This is a genomic window from Rosettibacter primus (genome assembly GCF_036860675.1).
In the GTDB taxonomy this organism is placed as follows: domain Bacteria; phylum Bacteroidota; class Ignavibacteria; order Ignavibacteriales; family Melioribacteraceae; genus Rosettibacter; species Rosettibacter primus.
The window spans coordinates 81,805-96,926 of the sequence record NZ_JAYKGK010000007.1 but is presented as its reverse complement, the minus strand read 5'-3'; the positions used below and the strand labels follow the sequence as shown (position 1 = coordinate 96,926).

The window sequence follows — 15,122 nt, the reverse complement described above, 5'->3', positions numbered from 1 at the left end:
GTTTCTAATTCCACCAGACTGTTTGATATGCATTCGTATATCAACCATTAACTCGTTTCATTCAAATGCATCTAAAAATTTTTCTGGTGTCGGATTTTCAAGTAAATATGCTTCATTAAAATGGAAGTATTCTGAATCATTTTCAAATTTACTATCAGCAAATATCAATAACAATCTATCAAGTTTTGTCATGAATTTACCTGCAATTACATAAGTACTCCATTCTGCAATGTTTTCTTTTTCATTTATATTTTTCAATATAATTAAATGTTTTTCTTTGTCTGGAATTAAATAAAATCCTTGAGTATTTGGTGTTTTGACATTTACAATATTGTAAAGTGCTTGTCTATTTTGTTCATCTTTATATCCATACTTAATAATTAAATCTTTCTGTTTTATTTTCCATACACCTCTGTTAAATGTAAATAAAGTAATTAAAGAATTTGCCGTTCTTCTTGTAGCTTTTAATTCAAGTCTCCCTCCAATATCGGGAACTGCTATGTTTGTTTCTGAAAGTCCAAGCTCATTTTCGAGAAGATGTCCTATCCCTGTGGGACCTTTTCTCAAAGCTTTTATAAATCCTTTTTGTTTCAAATTTTCTAAACGTGTGATTAACTCTTTCAACTGCATATTAATTTTTCTGACATATTACTATGAATTCATTTCTCATAGTCGTTGATGTTTCGCCTATTATATTTGTGGGACTATTTTTTAACGGCATTCTTTTATTGGGAATATTTCTAACAATTGTTTCGATGTGAGTAAAACCATTTGATTCAAATAATTCTGCTGTAATTTCATCGGTAGGAATATTTACACCTTTTACTGTTCTATTGCCTACAACATAACAAACAAATCCACTTGGTTTTACTGTTGCAGAAATATTATTAATTGATTTTTCATAATCTTCATAAAAAGAAATTACATCTCTTGCACGCTCTTTATCTTTTTTCTGAATTTCATTAATTACATCATTTAATATATCACTCTTAAAAATATGAGCATTTTTTCTTTTCTCACCGCCCATCAACATTTTATCAATTTGATTTGCTTTGTTAAAACCAAGCCATTCATTTGAAAAACGAGAATATTGCCCATATGCAACTGTTGTCCTTGAATCTCCATACGGCGGTGATGTAACAATAATATCAATGCTGTTAGATTTAATTATGTCTTCTGGAATTTTATAAACTGTATTAAAATCGTAAACTTCTGTAAACGAGTTGTTTTTATGTGCATTAATAAACTCCAAAAGACCTGTTTTATTTCTTGTAAGTTTTGCAATCATTGTCCCAAAAACATCTTTATCATCATTTTCTTTTAGATTTTTGTCTTTTACTAACTTAAATTCTCCTTGTTTAACAAATGAAGTTTCTCGAACTGTTTCACTAAAAGCAACTTTGAAAAAGTTTTGAATTTTTGCATCACTTATATTCTCAATAAATCCAAGGATAATTCCTAATTTTAGTTGAACATTTTTTGAAAACCAATAATCCATATTCTTAACTTGAGGGATGATAACGGACTTAACTCTTTCTGCACCAAAATTAATAGAAAAAATATAATCAGTGAAATCATTAATAATTGAGTCTAATTCATTAATATTAATTACAGTTGTTTTGGTTTTTGCTATTAATCTTGCTAATGGATTAATATCAGTACCAATTGCATTGATACCAAAAAGATTTGCTTCAACCAAAGATGTTCCCGTCCCACAGTAAGGGTCAAATAAAACTTTAGCATTTTTGCCAAAATTTTCTATAAGTCGTCGTGCTACTTGAGGAATCATCATTGCCGGATATGCGTGAAAGCAGTGAGTGTATTCTTTTGTATTTGCTTTTTTGAAGTCCCAACTTTCATCAATTATTTTATTTTTTCTATCTAAGTTGGCTTCTACCTCACTAACAATTTTAGAGCAAGATACTATCATTTTACAATAACCTAATCATTTATAAAATTTCATATGCTAAATTTTCTACAATACAATCTAATATTTTGATAAACTTAATATCAAGATTATATTTTATGAAAACAAAATACTAATTATTCTTATTCACTTAATAGGAATATAAAATTAATCAGCTATATAAATTTTTTCTTGACAAAACAAAATTCAAAAATTACTTTTGAACCATGAAATTTAAGAACATAAATATTGCAAATAACTGGTGGTGGAGAAGTTTTTCTCTACCGTCCTAGGACTATAAATTTTTTGAAGAAGAGCCGTGGATGGTAGAACCGTTCACGGCTTTTTTGTTTTAAAATTTTTTAAATTAATTGACAAGTTATAAAAATCAAGGAGGTTAAAAAATGTCAGAAAACAAAATTGTTTTTCTTGAACAATCCCAAATGCCAACCCATTATTACAATATTTTAGCTGACTTACCCGTTCCAATGGAGCCGCCATTAAATCCTGCAACAAAACAACCTGCAACTCCACAAGAACTTTCTGCAATTTTCCCGATGGATTTAATTCTGCAAGAAGTGTCTCAGGAAAGATTTATTGAAATACCCGACGAAGTACGAGATTTATATCGATTAAGCCGCCCGACCCCTTTAATCAGAGCTGCAAATTTAGAAAATGAACTTAAAACTCCAGCAAAAATTTATTTCAAATATGAAGGTGCTAATCCAACTGGAAGCCATAAAACTAACACATCATACGCACAAGCATATTACAACAAAAAAGCAGGTATCAAAAAACTCGTAACTGAAACTGGAGCAGGTCAATGGGGGAGTGCACTTGCAATGGCTTGTAAACATTTTGGATTGGAATGTGAAGTATTCATGGTTAAAGTAAGCTACAATCAAAAACCTTATCGAAAAACTTTTATGAGATTATTTGGCGCAACTGTGCACGCAAGCCCAACTGACTTAACAAATGCAGGAAGAAAAGTTCTTGAAAAAGATCCGGATTCACCAGGTTCACTTGGTATTGCAATAAGCGAAGCAATTGAAGTTGCAGTTCAAAGAGATGATACAAATTACAGCCTCGGCAGTGTATTAAATCATGTGTTGTTACATCAAACAATTATTGGTGAAGAAGCACGCATACAAATGGAAATGATTGACGAATACCCTGACATTGTAATTGGATGTGTAGGCGGGGGAAGTAATTTTGCAGGAATAGCTTTTCCATTTCTTCGCGATAAATTAAATGGTTCGAAAAAGAATCTTGAAGTAATTGCTGTTGAACCAGCTTCATGTCCATCTCTTACAAAAGGAAAATTTGATTACGATTTTGGTGACGAAGCAGGATTAACACCGCTTATTAAAATGTACACACTTGGACATGATTTTATTCCTCCTAAAATTCATGCTGGTGGCTTACGCTATCACGGAATGGCTCCTTCAATTTCATTACTTTATAATATTGGTGCAATCAGTGCTAAAGCTTATGAACAACAAGAAGTTTTCAAAGCTGCACAATTGTTTGCTCAATGTGAAGGGATTGTTCCAGCTCCTGAAAGTTCACATGCTGTAAAAGAAGCAATTGAACAGGCATTAAAGTGTAAAGAAACAGGAGAAGCAAAAACAATTTTGTTCAATCTTTCTGGTAATGGATTTTTAGATTTGGGAGCTTATGAACTTTATCTTGATAACCTTCTTGAAAATGGGAATAATAATAAATAAAATATTTCAATTAGTTTATTTAATATGTCATTCCTGTGAAATGAGAATCTAAAATGTTAAAAACAGATTCCTGTTTTCATGGGAATGACATATCAATTACAATACTTTTTTCCAATTCTTTATCTGTTTTTCAATTTCTTTTGGGGAAGTGCTTCCAGCAGATTTTTTGTTATTAATACTTGTTCGTGGATTGAACAAATTATAAATATCATTTTCAAACTTTGGATGGATTTTTTTATAATCTTTTAAAGATAAATGATGAAGCTTAATATTTTCTTCTACACATTTTGAAATAATTTTTCCAACAATGTGATGGGCTTTTCTAAATGGAACCTCTTTTTTTACTAAATAATCAACAAGGTCTGTGGCTAAAGATAAATCTCCAACTAATTCCTCATCAAATCTGTTTTTATTAAAATTTGTATGCGTGAGTAATTCTGACATTATCTTCAAACAATCTTTAGTAGTTTCTACAGCATTAAAAAGATGAAATTTATCTTCCTGCATATCTCGATTATAAGCAAGCGGAAGTGCTTTCATAATTGTCAATAAACCAATTAATGAGCCATAAACTCTTCCTGTTTTTCCGCGTATTAATTCTGCAAAGTCTGGATTTTTTTTCTGCGGCATTAGACTGCTGCCCGTTGCATATTCATCATCAAAAGATGCAAAAGAAAACTCCTGCGAACTCCATAAAATTAATTCTTCGCTCAATCTGCTCAAGTGCATCATTATTATTGAACAAGCAGAAATGAATTCAATTAAAGTATCTCTGTCGCTTACAGCATCAATACTGTTTTCAACTATTCCATCCATTTTCAAAAGTTTTGCAGAAAAATTTCTATCAATATTAATTGAAGTTCCTGCAAATGCAGCAGCCCCAAGCGGTGATTTGTTTACTCTTTTTAACAAATCATTAAGTCGTTCTTTATCTCTCTGGAACATTTCAATATATGCCAGCAGATGATGTGCAAATAAAATTGGCTGAGCTCTTTGAAGATGAGTATAACCTGGAATAACAGTTGATTTATGTTCTTCTGCTAATTTTAATAATACTTTCTGTAGGGACAGAACAACTTTCACTAAATCAAGAATTTCTTTTCTCATGTATAATCTTTCGTCGAGAGCAATCTGGTCATTGCGGCTTCTCGCAGTGTGAAGCCGCTTCCCAGTTTCACCGATTTTCTCAACAAGTCTTTCTTCAATCGCAGAATGAATATCTTCTTTTTTCCAATCCAGCTTTAGCTTGCCGTTAATAATTTCTTTTCTTATTTCATCAAGTGCATTTATGATTTTCTTTTCATCGGTCTTAGAAATAATTTTTTGCTTTGAAAGCATTTTAACATGAGCTATGCTTCCATCAATATCTTCATTGAATAATTTTCCATCAATATCAATTGATGAAGAAAATTTTAGAGCCGATTCTGCAAGCTGTTTTTTAAATCTACTGTTCCAGAGAGCCATCAATCATACCGATAACTTATTTTCAGCTTCAACTTTTTGCATAACTCTGTTAATAGTTTTATACGGCAATCCATAAATTTTTATAAATCCTTCCGAAGCTGAATGGTCAAACTGGTCTTCAACAGTATATGTAGCAAGTGCAGGGTCATAAAGTGAATAAGGAGATGTTCTTCCTGATATTCTGATTGTGCCTTTGTATAGTTTTAGTTTAACAAGCCCTGTTACTTTCTCCTGTGTTTTATCTACAAAAGCTTGAAGAGCTTCTCTTAATGGTGTAAACCAGAGACCATTGTAAATTAAATTAGCATATTCCTGAGAGATTAAAGTTTTATAGTGCATTACAGATTTTTCAAGTGTAATTCTCTCAAGTTCTTTATGTGCATAATGAAGAATTGTTGCTGCTGGAGCTTCATAAACTTCTCTTGATTTTATTCCAACTAATCTATTTTCAATCATATCAATTCTTCCTATAGCATTTCTTCCACCAATTTCATTTAATAACTTGACAAGTGAAACACTATCAAGTTCTTTTCCATTAACACTTTTTGGGATGCCTGTTTCAAATTCAATTGTAACTAACTCTGGTTCATCAGGTGCATTTTCTGGTGAAACTGTATGTAAAAATGCATCCTCTGGAGGTTCTACCATTGGGTCTTCAAGAACACCGCATTCAATTGCTGTTCCCCAGATATTATCATCAATAGAATATGGATTGCTTTTGGTTGCAGCGACAGGAATATTATTTGCAATTGCATAGTCGATTTCCTCTTCTCTGGATTTAAATTCCCATGTTCTTAGTGGTGCAATGCATTTAATATCGGGGGCTAGAGCACCTACTGAAACTTCAAATCGAACCTGGTCATTTCCTTTGCCTGTGCAGCCGTGTGCTACCATAGCAGCATTTTCTTTCTTTGCTATTTCAACAAGAGCTTTAGCTAAAAGCGGCCTACCGAGTGAAGTAGCCATTGGATAAGCTCCTTCATAAAGAGCTCCAGCTTTTAATGCCGGGAATGCATATTCTTCAACAAATTCTTTTGTTAAATCTTCAATATATACCTTAGAAGCTCCTGACTTAAGAGCTTTTTCTTCAAGTCCTTCTAATTCTTTTGATTGACCAAGATTACCTGTAAATGTAATTATTTCGGCATCATAATTTTTTTTAAGCCAGTGAACCATTACAGATGTATCAAGTCCACCCGAATAAGCTACAACTATTTTTTGCTTGCTCATATTACTTTATCCCTAATATTATTTTTAATTGTTCTATTACTTTTTTAATATTTTTTATTGACTTAGGAATTACTAAAATTGTATCATCACCTGCTATTGTGCCAAGAATTTCGGGTTCATTTTGTTTGTCAATATAAACTGCAACGCCCTGAGCCCTTCCTAAAAATGTTTTAACAAGAACAACACATTCATTAGATTCAATAGAAATTATTTCTTCTGCAATTCTGGATTTAAGTGCACCATCACCACCTTCGGTGCCAAGTCTATAGACAAGACCTTCGGAAGTTGGAACCCTTACAACACCAAGGTCGGTTAAATCCCGTGATAATGTTGCCTGTGTAACTTTGATTCCTTTTTGTCTCAGAATTTTTACAAGTTGTGTTTGATTATAAATATTCTGAGAAGAAATCAAAGATTTAATCAATGCATGGCGTTTTTGAATATCTTCAAGTTTTCTGCTCATAATTCACCTTTTATTAAATTTTAATCTGATACTATCTCCGTTCCTACACCTTCTTTAGTAAATATTTCAAGCAAAAGTGCATGTTGTATTCTTCCATCAATTATATGAACTTTTTGGACCCCGGCATCAAGAGCAGACAAAGCAGAATTTACTTTTGGAATCATACCACCACTTATAGTTCCATCTTTCATATATTTTTCAGCATCACTTTTTGTAAGATGTGAAATCAATGTATCACCTGCTTTAACTCCTTCGATATCTGTCATATAAACAAGTTTAGTTGCATTTAATGCGCCGGCTATATTACCTGCAGCAATATCTGCATTAACATTATAAATAGTTCCTTCTTCGTCGACACCAATTGGAGCAATAACAGGAAGATATCCATCTTTCAATAAATTTCTAATAAATGTTTCGTTGACATTTGTAATTTCTCCGACCAGACCTAAATCCTCTTTGTTATATTTTTTAACATTAACCAGACCTGCATCAATTCCACTTATTCCAACTGCTCTTCCACCGTAGATATTAATTCTTCTTACAATATCTTTATTTATTAATCCGGCAAGCACCATTTGAACAACATCACGGGTTTGTTCATCAGTATATCGTTGACCGTTAACAAATGTGGTTTTTAGATTTAACTTTTCTGAAAGTGATGTAATTTCTTTACCTCCTCCATGAACCACAACCACATTAATCCCAATTTTTCTTAAAAGTGTTACATCCTGAGCAACCATTTGTTTTAATGATTCATCATGCATTACTGCTCCGCCATATTTAATTACAAAGACAGCATTTTCAAATTGCTGAATGTAAGGCAGAGCTTCTACAAGAACATCTTCCTTTCTGTAATTGGGTTGTGTCAAGTTCTGTAACTCCCATTAATTTTAACATACTCTTCTGAAAAATCGCATGTCCAGCATGTAGCTTTTCCGCTGCCAATGTTTAATTTTAATAAAATGTTAATTTCTTTTGGTTTTAGAGTTTTATTTGCTTCTTTTGCAGGAAGTGTGACATAGTAATTCTGTAATAGAATAGGAACTTCATTAATTATTATTTCAAACTTCGCCGGGTCAAAATCTATTCCTGAATAACCAACAGCAGCAATAATTCTTCCCCAGTTTGCATCTTCACCATGAATTGCAGTTTTAACAAGTGGTGAAAGGGCTACTGTCTTTGCAGCTTTCAGAGCTTCTTCATCATTCTTTGCTCCTTCTACATTAATCTCAACTAATTTTGTCGCTCCTTCACCATCTTTCACAATATCAATTGATAATTTTTTCAAAACTTCGAAAAGATTATCATAAAAAATTTCATATGCTTCTGTATTTTCAGTAATTGTATTGATGCCCGACATACCATTTGCAAGAGCAATTACCATATCATTTGTACTCGTATCTCCATCAACTACAATTCTATTAAAAGTTTTATCTGTAATATCTTTTAACATTGTTTGAAATACATTTTTTTCAATTGCTGCATCTGTTGTAATAAAAGCAAGCATGGTTGCCATGTTTGGATGAATCATTCCCGAGCCTTTTGCGATTCCGCCAATTGTTACAATATTACCATTAATATCAAAACTTCTTGAAAAAGTTTTTATAAAAGTATCTGTTGTTAAGATTGCTTCTGCTGCAGTGTTATTATCATCGTCACTTAAATAATGAACAATTTTTTTTATACCGGCAGAAATTTTTTCCATTGGAAGAGGTTCGCCAATGACACCAGTTGATGAAACAAAAACTTCTTCTGGACGAATATTTAATTCTTTTGCAGTAATTTCAGCCATCATAACAGCATCTTTATAACCTCTTTCACCGGTGCATGCATTAGCATTTCCACTGTTTATTATAATAGCGCGGAATTTTTCATTTTCATTAAGATATTTTTTAGAAAGTAAAACCGGCGCTGCCTGAACTTTATTTTGAGTAAAAACACCTGCTGCTACTGCAGGAACATCAGATACAATAAGAGCTAAATCTTTTTTGAATCTCTTAACTCCACAATGAATTCCTGCTGCTTTAAATCCTTTAGGTGCAGTTACTCCAATTTTCATTTCAATTGCAACTTCATATTCTTGTTCCATTTCAACAATCCTGTTTCTTGTGGTAAATCAAATAAAATATTCATGTTTTGAACCGCCTGGCCTGCGGCTCCTTTTACCAAATTATCAATTGTAGAAAAAACTGTTATTGTATGGTTTTCATTAATTACAAATCCAATATCACAAAAGTTTGTGTATGCAACATCTTTCATTTCAGGAATTGAATTTTCTAAAAATCTAATAAATGGCTTTGAAGAATATGTTGTTAAATAAACTTCTTTAATTAGTTTATCATCCACACCTTTTTTCATTTGAGCATTAATTGTAGTATAAATTCCACGTGTTGCTGGAAGCAAATGTGGCACAAAAGAAAAATTCACAGATTTATTCCCAAAAGATTCAAGATAATATTTTATTTCAGGAATATGCTGGTGATTACCAACTTTGTATGCTCTGACATTTTCATTAACTTCGCTAAAAATCATATTCTGCACTGCCGACTTACCAGCTCCTGAAGTTCCGCTGTAAGATACAATGCTAACAAATGAATTATCTATTAAATCATTCTTAAGCAAAGGAAGAAGAGCCAGCAATATACTTGTTGGATAACAGCCCGGATTAGAAACAATCTTAGCTTTTGAAATTGCATTTTCGTTCCATTCGCTTAAGCCATAAACAGAATTTTCAATTAATTCCTGTGCTTTGTGTTCATGTTTATAATATTTTTTGTAGTCATCCATATTCTTTAATCTAAAGTCTCCGCCAATATCGATAACCTTCACATTGTTATTGTAAGCTGCTTTCACAAATTCAAAAGCCTGACCCGAAGGAAGCGCAACAAAAATTACATCAAGTTCATTCAATGATTCCTCGGAAAAATTTTCTATCTGCAGAGAAATTAAATTTCTTAAGCAAGTATGCACTTCATCAATTCGCAGACCTGCGGTGGATTGACCATATAATTTTTTTATTTCTGCTTCTGGATGATTCAAAAGAAGCTTAATTAGTTCTACTCCAGAATATCCAGCAGCACCAACTATACCGATATTTATCATTTGAATAATTTATTAAATTTATGATTATAATTATACATAATTATGCATAATTATGCAAATTATTCATTGCCTTAAAAAATTTTTAGCTTTAGTAAAATCCCTCGGCAAGTACAAAATATTACAAGATTAATTATATTAGTTACAAATTAAATAGCTAATACTAATACAAAAAATTCGGGGTAATATTTAAGTTATACCTTTAAATGCTTATTTTGGTAAAAAGAAAATTTTATCAAAAAATGATTAACAAAAAACAGCCTCTTTTAATCATTATTCTAATATTGACAATAAAAGTACAACTGTTATCTCAAAGCACTGAATTTTATTTTTCTCATATAACTGCTGAAGACGGCCTTTCTACGAACGGTGTAACAAAGATTTTTCAAGACAGCAGAGGTTTCATATGGTTTGGTACTTATAATGGATTAAACCGATATGATGGATATAATTTTAAGATATTTTTGCCAGAACCAGACAATCCTGCAAGTATTTCCAACCACTCAATTTCTTCAATTGTTGAAGACAAAGAGGGAAACCTATGGATTGCTACAATTGACGGCTTAAACAAATATAAAAGAAAAACCGAAGAATTTGTTGTATACAAAAATAATCCTGATGACCCAAACAGTATAAGCAGTAATAATGTAATCACTCTCTTTATTGATAGAGAAGGCACAATATGGGTTGGGACACTTAATGGATTAAACAAATACAATAAAGAAAAAGATAATTTTACTGTTATCAAAAAAGTAAGTGATAGACTTAATCCCGATTCATTAAATAGTGTTGTTTGTATTGAGGAAGACCGTAAAGGTAACCTATGGCTTGGAACATGGAATGGATTAACCTGCATGACAAAAGAGGGAAAAGTAATCAAACAAATATTTGCTCAGCCGCCAGATTATAAATATTTTGATTATAGAATAGTTTCTTCATTACTAATTGATAATTCAAATAACTTATGGATTGGCTTAACTAATAAAGGCATTGCAAAATATAATTTATTGAATGAAAAAATAAAATTTTATAAATCCATTAAAAATAATTCATCAACTCTTACAGATGACCATGTTAATACAATTTTCAAAGATAGAGAAAATAATATATGGATTGGCACCAAGAACGGATTAAATAAATATTTACCTTTAAGCGACAATTTTATTAGAATTTTACATGACCCCAATAAAACTTATTCTATAATTGACAATAATATACTTTCTTTAGAACAAGATAATACAGGAATTATATGGGTAGGAACTGGAGGAGGTGTAAGTAAAACCTTTCTTCCAAAAAATAATTTTCATTTTATAAGTAACAACATAAGCAATAGATTAACATCTATTTTTATAAATAAAAATAACGATATCTGGCTTGGTTCACTTGATGGCTTATACAAATTAGAAAAATCAGGAATAACTCATTTACAAAATAATCCAGATAATACCAACAGCATTAGTAATAATTTTATAATGTCTGTTTATGAAAGTAGTGATGGATATATCTGGATAGGCACAAATTATAGTGGATTAAATAGATATGACCCCAGAACCAAAAAATTCAAATTATACACTTATGATATTAACGACAATACATCAATAAGTAATAATGGGATTACCTCCATTTGCGAAGATAAACATGGCAATTTATGGTTTGCTACATGGTGGGGTCTAAATAAGTTTGATAAGAAAACAGAAAAATTTTATAGATATCTTCATGATAATGATAATCCCAATAGTTTACCTCACGATTTAGTTTGGGTTGTTTATGAGGATTCAAGAGGAATGATATGGGTTGGGACTGATGGAGGTGGAGCCGGCATGCTCAATCCCAAGACAAATAAATTTATAAACTTTACAAAGTCATCTCCAGAGTCATTAAAAATTAGTGAAAACAGAGTATTTGCAATCTTTGAATCAAGTGATGGAATAATATGGTTCGGAACTAGCGATGGATTAAGCTTTTATGATTATAAAACCAACAAAACAAAAATTTACAAAACTAAAGATGGATTACCTGGAAATATTATAAATGGAATAATCGAAGATAACAATGGAAACATCTGGGTTACTTCAGATAAAGGCTTAGCAAAATTTGATAGAAAAACTAAAATTTTCTATAACTACACAAAAAGAAATGGATTACCAGCTCAGGAATTTTCTCAAAATTTTACTGCTAAATCTAAAGATGGATATCTTTATTTTTCCTGCGGAGGCGGTTTATTATACTTTAATCCTGATAATATTAAAGAACAATATCTCAATGCACCAATAGTTTTTACTGATTTAAAGATATATAATAAGTCTGTTCCAATTGGAAAAAATAATTCCATTCTCAAAGAATCAATAACTGAAGCAAAAAGTATTACAATCCCTCCGGGCAACGATGTTATTACAATTGAATTTGCACTGCTGGATTTTTACAATGTAAAAAAGAACAGATACTTATATAAGCTCGAGGGATTTGATATGAACTGGAACGATGTTGGAAATAGAAATTCTGCTACATATACAAATTTACCACCGGGAGAATATAAGTTTATTGTTAAAGCATATAATATTGATGGCATCCGAGATGCAATACAGGCAACATTAACTATTATAATTTTACCTGCTTTTTATCAAACAGTATGGTTTAAATTGTTGTCTGCAGCTGCATTAATCTTAATGGTAGCTTTATATATAAACTTTAGAACAAGAAATGTGCGGAAACAAAATAAAATTCTTGAAGAGAAAATTTTAGAACGAACAAAAGACCTTGACGAAACAATAAAAAAATTAAGCAATGAAATCGAAGAAAGAATTAAAGCCGAAGAAAAAGTAAAAATATCACTTCAGGAAAAAGAAATATTGCTTAAAGAAATTCATCATCGTGTCAAAAATAACCTGCAGGTAGTTTCAAGTTTGTTATTTCTTCAATCAATTAATTTAAAGGATGAAAGTGTAATAAATGCGTTCAAGGAGAGTCGCGATAGAATTAAATGTATGGCTTTAATTCACGAGAAATTATACCGCTCAGAAAATTTATCGATGATTAGTTTTGAAGATTATATAAAAAGTCTGGTTGACGAACTAAAAAAATCTTTTGTAAGAAAAGACAAAAACATTATTATAGTTATAGAAGCAAAAGGTATTAATTTAAGTCTTGATACTGCTTTATCCTGCGGATTGATTGTTAACGAAGCTGTAACAAATTCATTTAAATATGCTTTCCCCGATTCATTCATTAAGGATAATGATGAATTGAAAATAGAAATAAAAGTCAACAAGATTAACTCTAACAAATACTTAATGATTATAAAAGATAATGGAGTTGGTCTGCCGAAAGATTTCGAAATCGAAAAATCAGATTCTCTGGGGATGAAATTAATAAGTTCTATTGTAAACCAGCTTAATGGAAATATTGAAATTAAATCAGAAAAAGGGGCGGAATTTAAGATTGTAATAGAGGACATAAAATAAAAATGCAAAAAAGAAAAATTCTTATTGTCGAAGACGAAGCAATTGTTGCATTAGAAATTAAATATAGATTAACATCATTAAATTATGAAGTTGTAGGAACTGCTTCTACGGGTGAAAAAGCTTTAGCACTTGCAGAAGAAACAAGACCAGATTTAGTACTTATGGATTTAAAACTAAAAGGTAAAATGAATGGACTGGAAACGGCTCATGAATTAAAAAACAAATTTTCTATTCCATCAATCTTTATTACAGCATATTCTGATGATACTACATTAAACGAAATCCAGGAAAATGGTTTTATAATACTTCAAAAACCTTTTACTCCCGAAGAATTACAAAATGTTATTGAAAATGTTTTAAAATAACGAGATTCTTGATTCAATTACACATCAAAAATTTGAAAATTCTTTCTTTTCTTACATGTAATTTTTACAACACCTGGACTTTTTAACTTATTAATTAACAAATATCATTTGCTTTCTTTTATTCCTTTCTTATATTCCAGAGTAAATTAAAACAGTTTTGTTAATTTATTCCACTGGTTCAATATTTGTAAGTTCTCTAAGAGCTATATTAAAGTAATTGAACTGGAAAATTTTACTTAATCAAAATTTGGTAAAATTGTGGGACAGCAACAGTTATTATTAATATTACTTGGAATTGTTATTGTAGGCATAGCAATATTTATGGGGATTAATTTATTCAGAGCAAATGCAATTGAGTCTAAAAGGAATATAGTAACAAATGAACTTGTAAATTTAGCAGCGATGGCACAAAAATATTATTTGAGTCCAAAAGCTCTTGGCGGAGGCGGAAGATCATTTATTGGATGGGATGTTCCACCCGAATTAAGAGTAACTGCTACAGGTAGTTATAGACGTGAAAGTGTGAGTGATGATAGCTTAACAATTATGGGGGTTGGTAACGAAATTGTAACAAACGATGACTCAATAAGAGTGAAAATAGTTGTTAAGCCAACCATTTATAGAGTAGAAATTATTAATTAAGTTCTTTTTATGATTGTACAGCAGGATTTATTTGTATTAGAATGACTCTTAAAAAATAATTTTTAGATGGTATATAAATTGATAAATATCTTTAATAAATACAGTTTCACTGTTTATTAATTAACATATTTACTCACAAAATAAAAGGAGTTAACTATGGGTCAACAACAATTATTACTTATCGTTCTCGGCGTTATAATCGTCGGTATTGCTGTAGTAGTAGGTATTAATGTATTTACGGCAAGCAGCTATCAAGCAAACAGAGACGCTCTAACAGCAGATTTAACAAATTTAGCTGCAATGGCACAACAATATTACCGTAAACCAACTGCATTGGGAGGTGGAGGTAATTCCTTTGTAGGTTGGAGCAGGGTCCTTAATCCTAATTTAATGCAGACAGCAAATATGGGTGCACCAATAGATACGGGTTCAGCTACACAAGATGAGGTAACAATTATAGCTACTGGTACAGAAAAAAATGATCAAGGTAACCCAATTAAATTGCAATGTGTTGTTAAACCTAATAATTTTACTATAACCGAAGTTCAACAATAATTTATACTTCCATACACACAAAAAATATTAAGGCTGGTAAAACATTGATTTGCCAGCCTTTTTATTTCTATAAATTTATTAACTCTTTAGAAAATAGATAACACTAACACATAGTTTAACAGTATTTTTCAGATTCTATAATTGAAAAACTGCTTTTTAATCATGTCTAAATGGCTCAATTATTGTAATTTACTATCGATAATCAAATAA

General features: G+C 31.1%; 13 protein-coding genes. 5 read left to right on the top strand and 8 right to left on the bottom strand.

Going from position 1 to position 15,122, the window contains the following annotated elements; all coding sequences use genetic code 11:
- Nucleotides 1-57: 57 nt before the first annotated feature.
- On the bottom strand, nucleotides 58-630 hold the full coding sequence (locus VJY32_RS10120) for an MvaI/BcnI family restriction endonuclease (protein ID WP_353677793.1): 573 nt from the start codon (nucleotides 628-630) through the stop codon (nucleotides 58-60).
- Nucleotide 631: 1 nt separating this feature from the next.
- Entirely contained in the window at nucleotides 632-1,930 is a 1,299-nt protein-coding gene (locus VJY32_RS10115; RefSeq protein WP_353677792.1) for a DNA methyltransferase, read from the bottom strand.
- Nucleotides 1,931-2,310: 380 nt separating this feature from the next.
- Here VJY32_RS10115 and VJY32_RS10110 point away from each other — a divergent pair, with 380 nt between their 5' ends.
- A complete protein-coding gene (locus tag VJY32_RS10110) occupies nucleotides 2,311-3,633 on the top strand; it encodes a TrpB-like pyridoxal phosphate-dependent enzyme (protein WP_353677791.1) in 1,323 nt (440 codons plus the stop codon).
- 96 nt (nucleotides 3,634-3,729) lie between these two features.
- Here VJY32_RS10110 and argH read toward each other — a convergent pair whose 3' ends face one another.
- Genes argH through argC form a run of 6 tightly spaced genes read right to left on the bottom strand, consistent with a single transcriptional unit; the run spans nucleotide 3,730 to nucleotide 9,892 of the window.
- Entirely contained in the window at nucleotides 3,730-5,100 is a 1,371-nt protein-coding gene (gene argH, locus VJY32_RS10105; RefSeq protein ID WP_434968537.1) for an argininosuccinate lyase, read from the bottom strand.
- The gene (locus VJY32_RS10100; RefSeq protein ID WP_353677789.1) at nucleotides 5,101-6,327 is read right to left on the bottom strand and encodes an argininosuccinate synthase; all 1,227 of its coding nucleotides are present in this window, start codon (nucleotides 6,325-6,327) and stop codon (nucleotides 5,101-5,103) included.
- Between the two features lies 1 nt (nucleotide 6,328).
- Nucleotides 6,329-6,790: an arginine repressor gene (gene argR / locus VJY32_RS10095; RefSeq protein WP_353677788.1), complete on the bottom strand. Its 462-nt coding sequence runs from the start codon at nucleotides 6,788-6,790 to the stop codon at nucleotides 6,329-6,331.
- A 20-nt stretch (nucleotides 6,791-6,810) separates the two neighbouring features.
- The gene (gene argB, locus VJY32_RS10090; RefSeq protein WP_353677787.1) at nucleotides 6,811-7,659 is read right to left on the bottom strand and encodes an acetylglutamate kinase; all 849 of its coding nucleotides are present in this window, start codon (nucleotides 7,657-7,659) and stop codon (nucleotides 6,811-6,813) included.
- Complete coding sequence (gene argJ / locus VJY32_RS10085; RefSeq protein ID WP_353677786.1) at nucleotides 7,656-8,879, bottom strand: bifunctional glutamate N-acetyltransferase/amino-acid acetyltransferase ArgJ; 1,224 nt, start codon at nucleotides 8,877-8,879, stop codon at nucleotides 7,656-7,658. The genes argB and argJ overlap by 4 nt, the downstream gene beginning before the upstream one ends.
- Nucleotides 8,846-9,892: an N-acetyl-gamma-glutamyl-phosphate reductase gene (argC, locus tag VJY32_RS10080; protein ID WP_353677785.1), complete on the bottom strand. Its 1,047-nt coding sequence runs from the start codon at nucleotides 9,890-9,892 to the stop codon at nucleotides 8,846-8,848. Before argC ends, argJ begins: the two co-directional genes overlap by 34 nt.
- A 239-nt stretch (nucleotides 9,893-10,131) precedes the next feature.
- Between argC and VJY32_RS10075 the strand changes: the two genes are divergently transcribed.
- The 4 genes from VJY32_RS10075 (at nucleotide 10,132) to VJY32_RS10060 (ending at nucleotide 14,912) form a co-directional block, all read left to right on the top strand.
- A complete protein-coding gene (locus VJY32_RS10075; protein WP_353677784.1) occupies nucleotides 10,132-13,350 on the top strand; it encodes a ligand-binding sensor domain-containing protein in 3,219 nt (1,072 codons plus the stop codon).
- 2 nt (nucleotides 13,351-13,352) lie between these two features.
- Nucleotides 13,353-13,715 (top strand): response regulator, encoded by a 363-nt coding sequence (locus tag VJY32_RS10070; protein ID WP_353677783.1) that lies wholly within the window; start codon nucleotides 13,353-13,355, stop codon nucleotides 13,713-13,715.
- 258 nt (nucleotides 13,716-13,973) lie between these two features.
- Complete coding sequence (locus tag VJY32_RS10065) at nucleotides 13,974-14,357, top strand: hypothetical protein (RefSeq protein WP_353677782.1); 384 nt, start codon at nucleotides 13,974-13,976, stop codon at nucleotides 14,355-14,357.
- Nucleotides 14,358-14,513: 156 nt separating this feature from the next.
- Nucleotides 14,514-14,912: a hypothetical protein gene (locus tag VJY32_RS10060; RefSeq protein WP_353677781.1), complete on the top strand. Its 399-nt coding sequence runs from the start codon at nucleotides 14,514-14,516 to the stop codon at nucleotides 14,910-14,912.
- Nucleotides 14,913-15,122 lie beyond the last annotated feature (210 nt).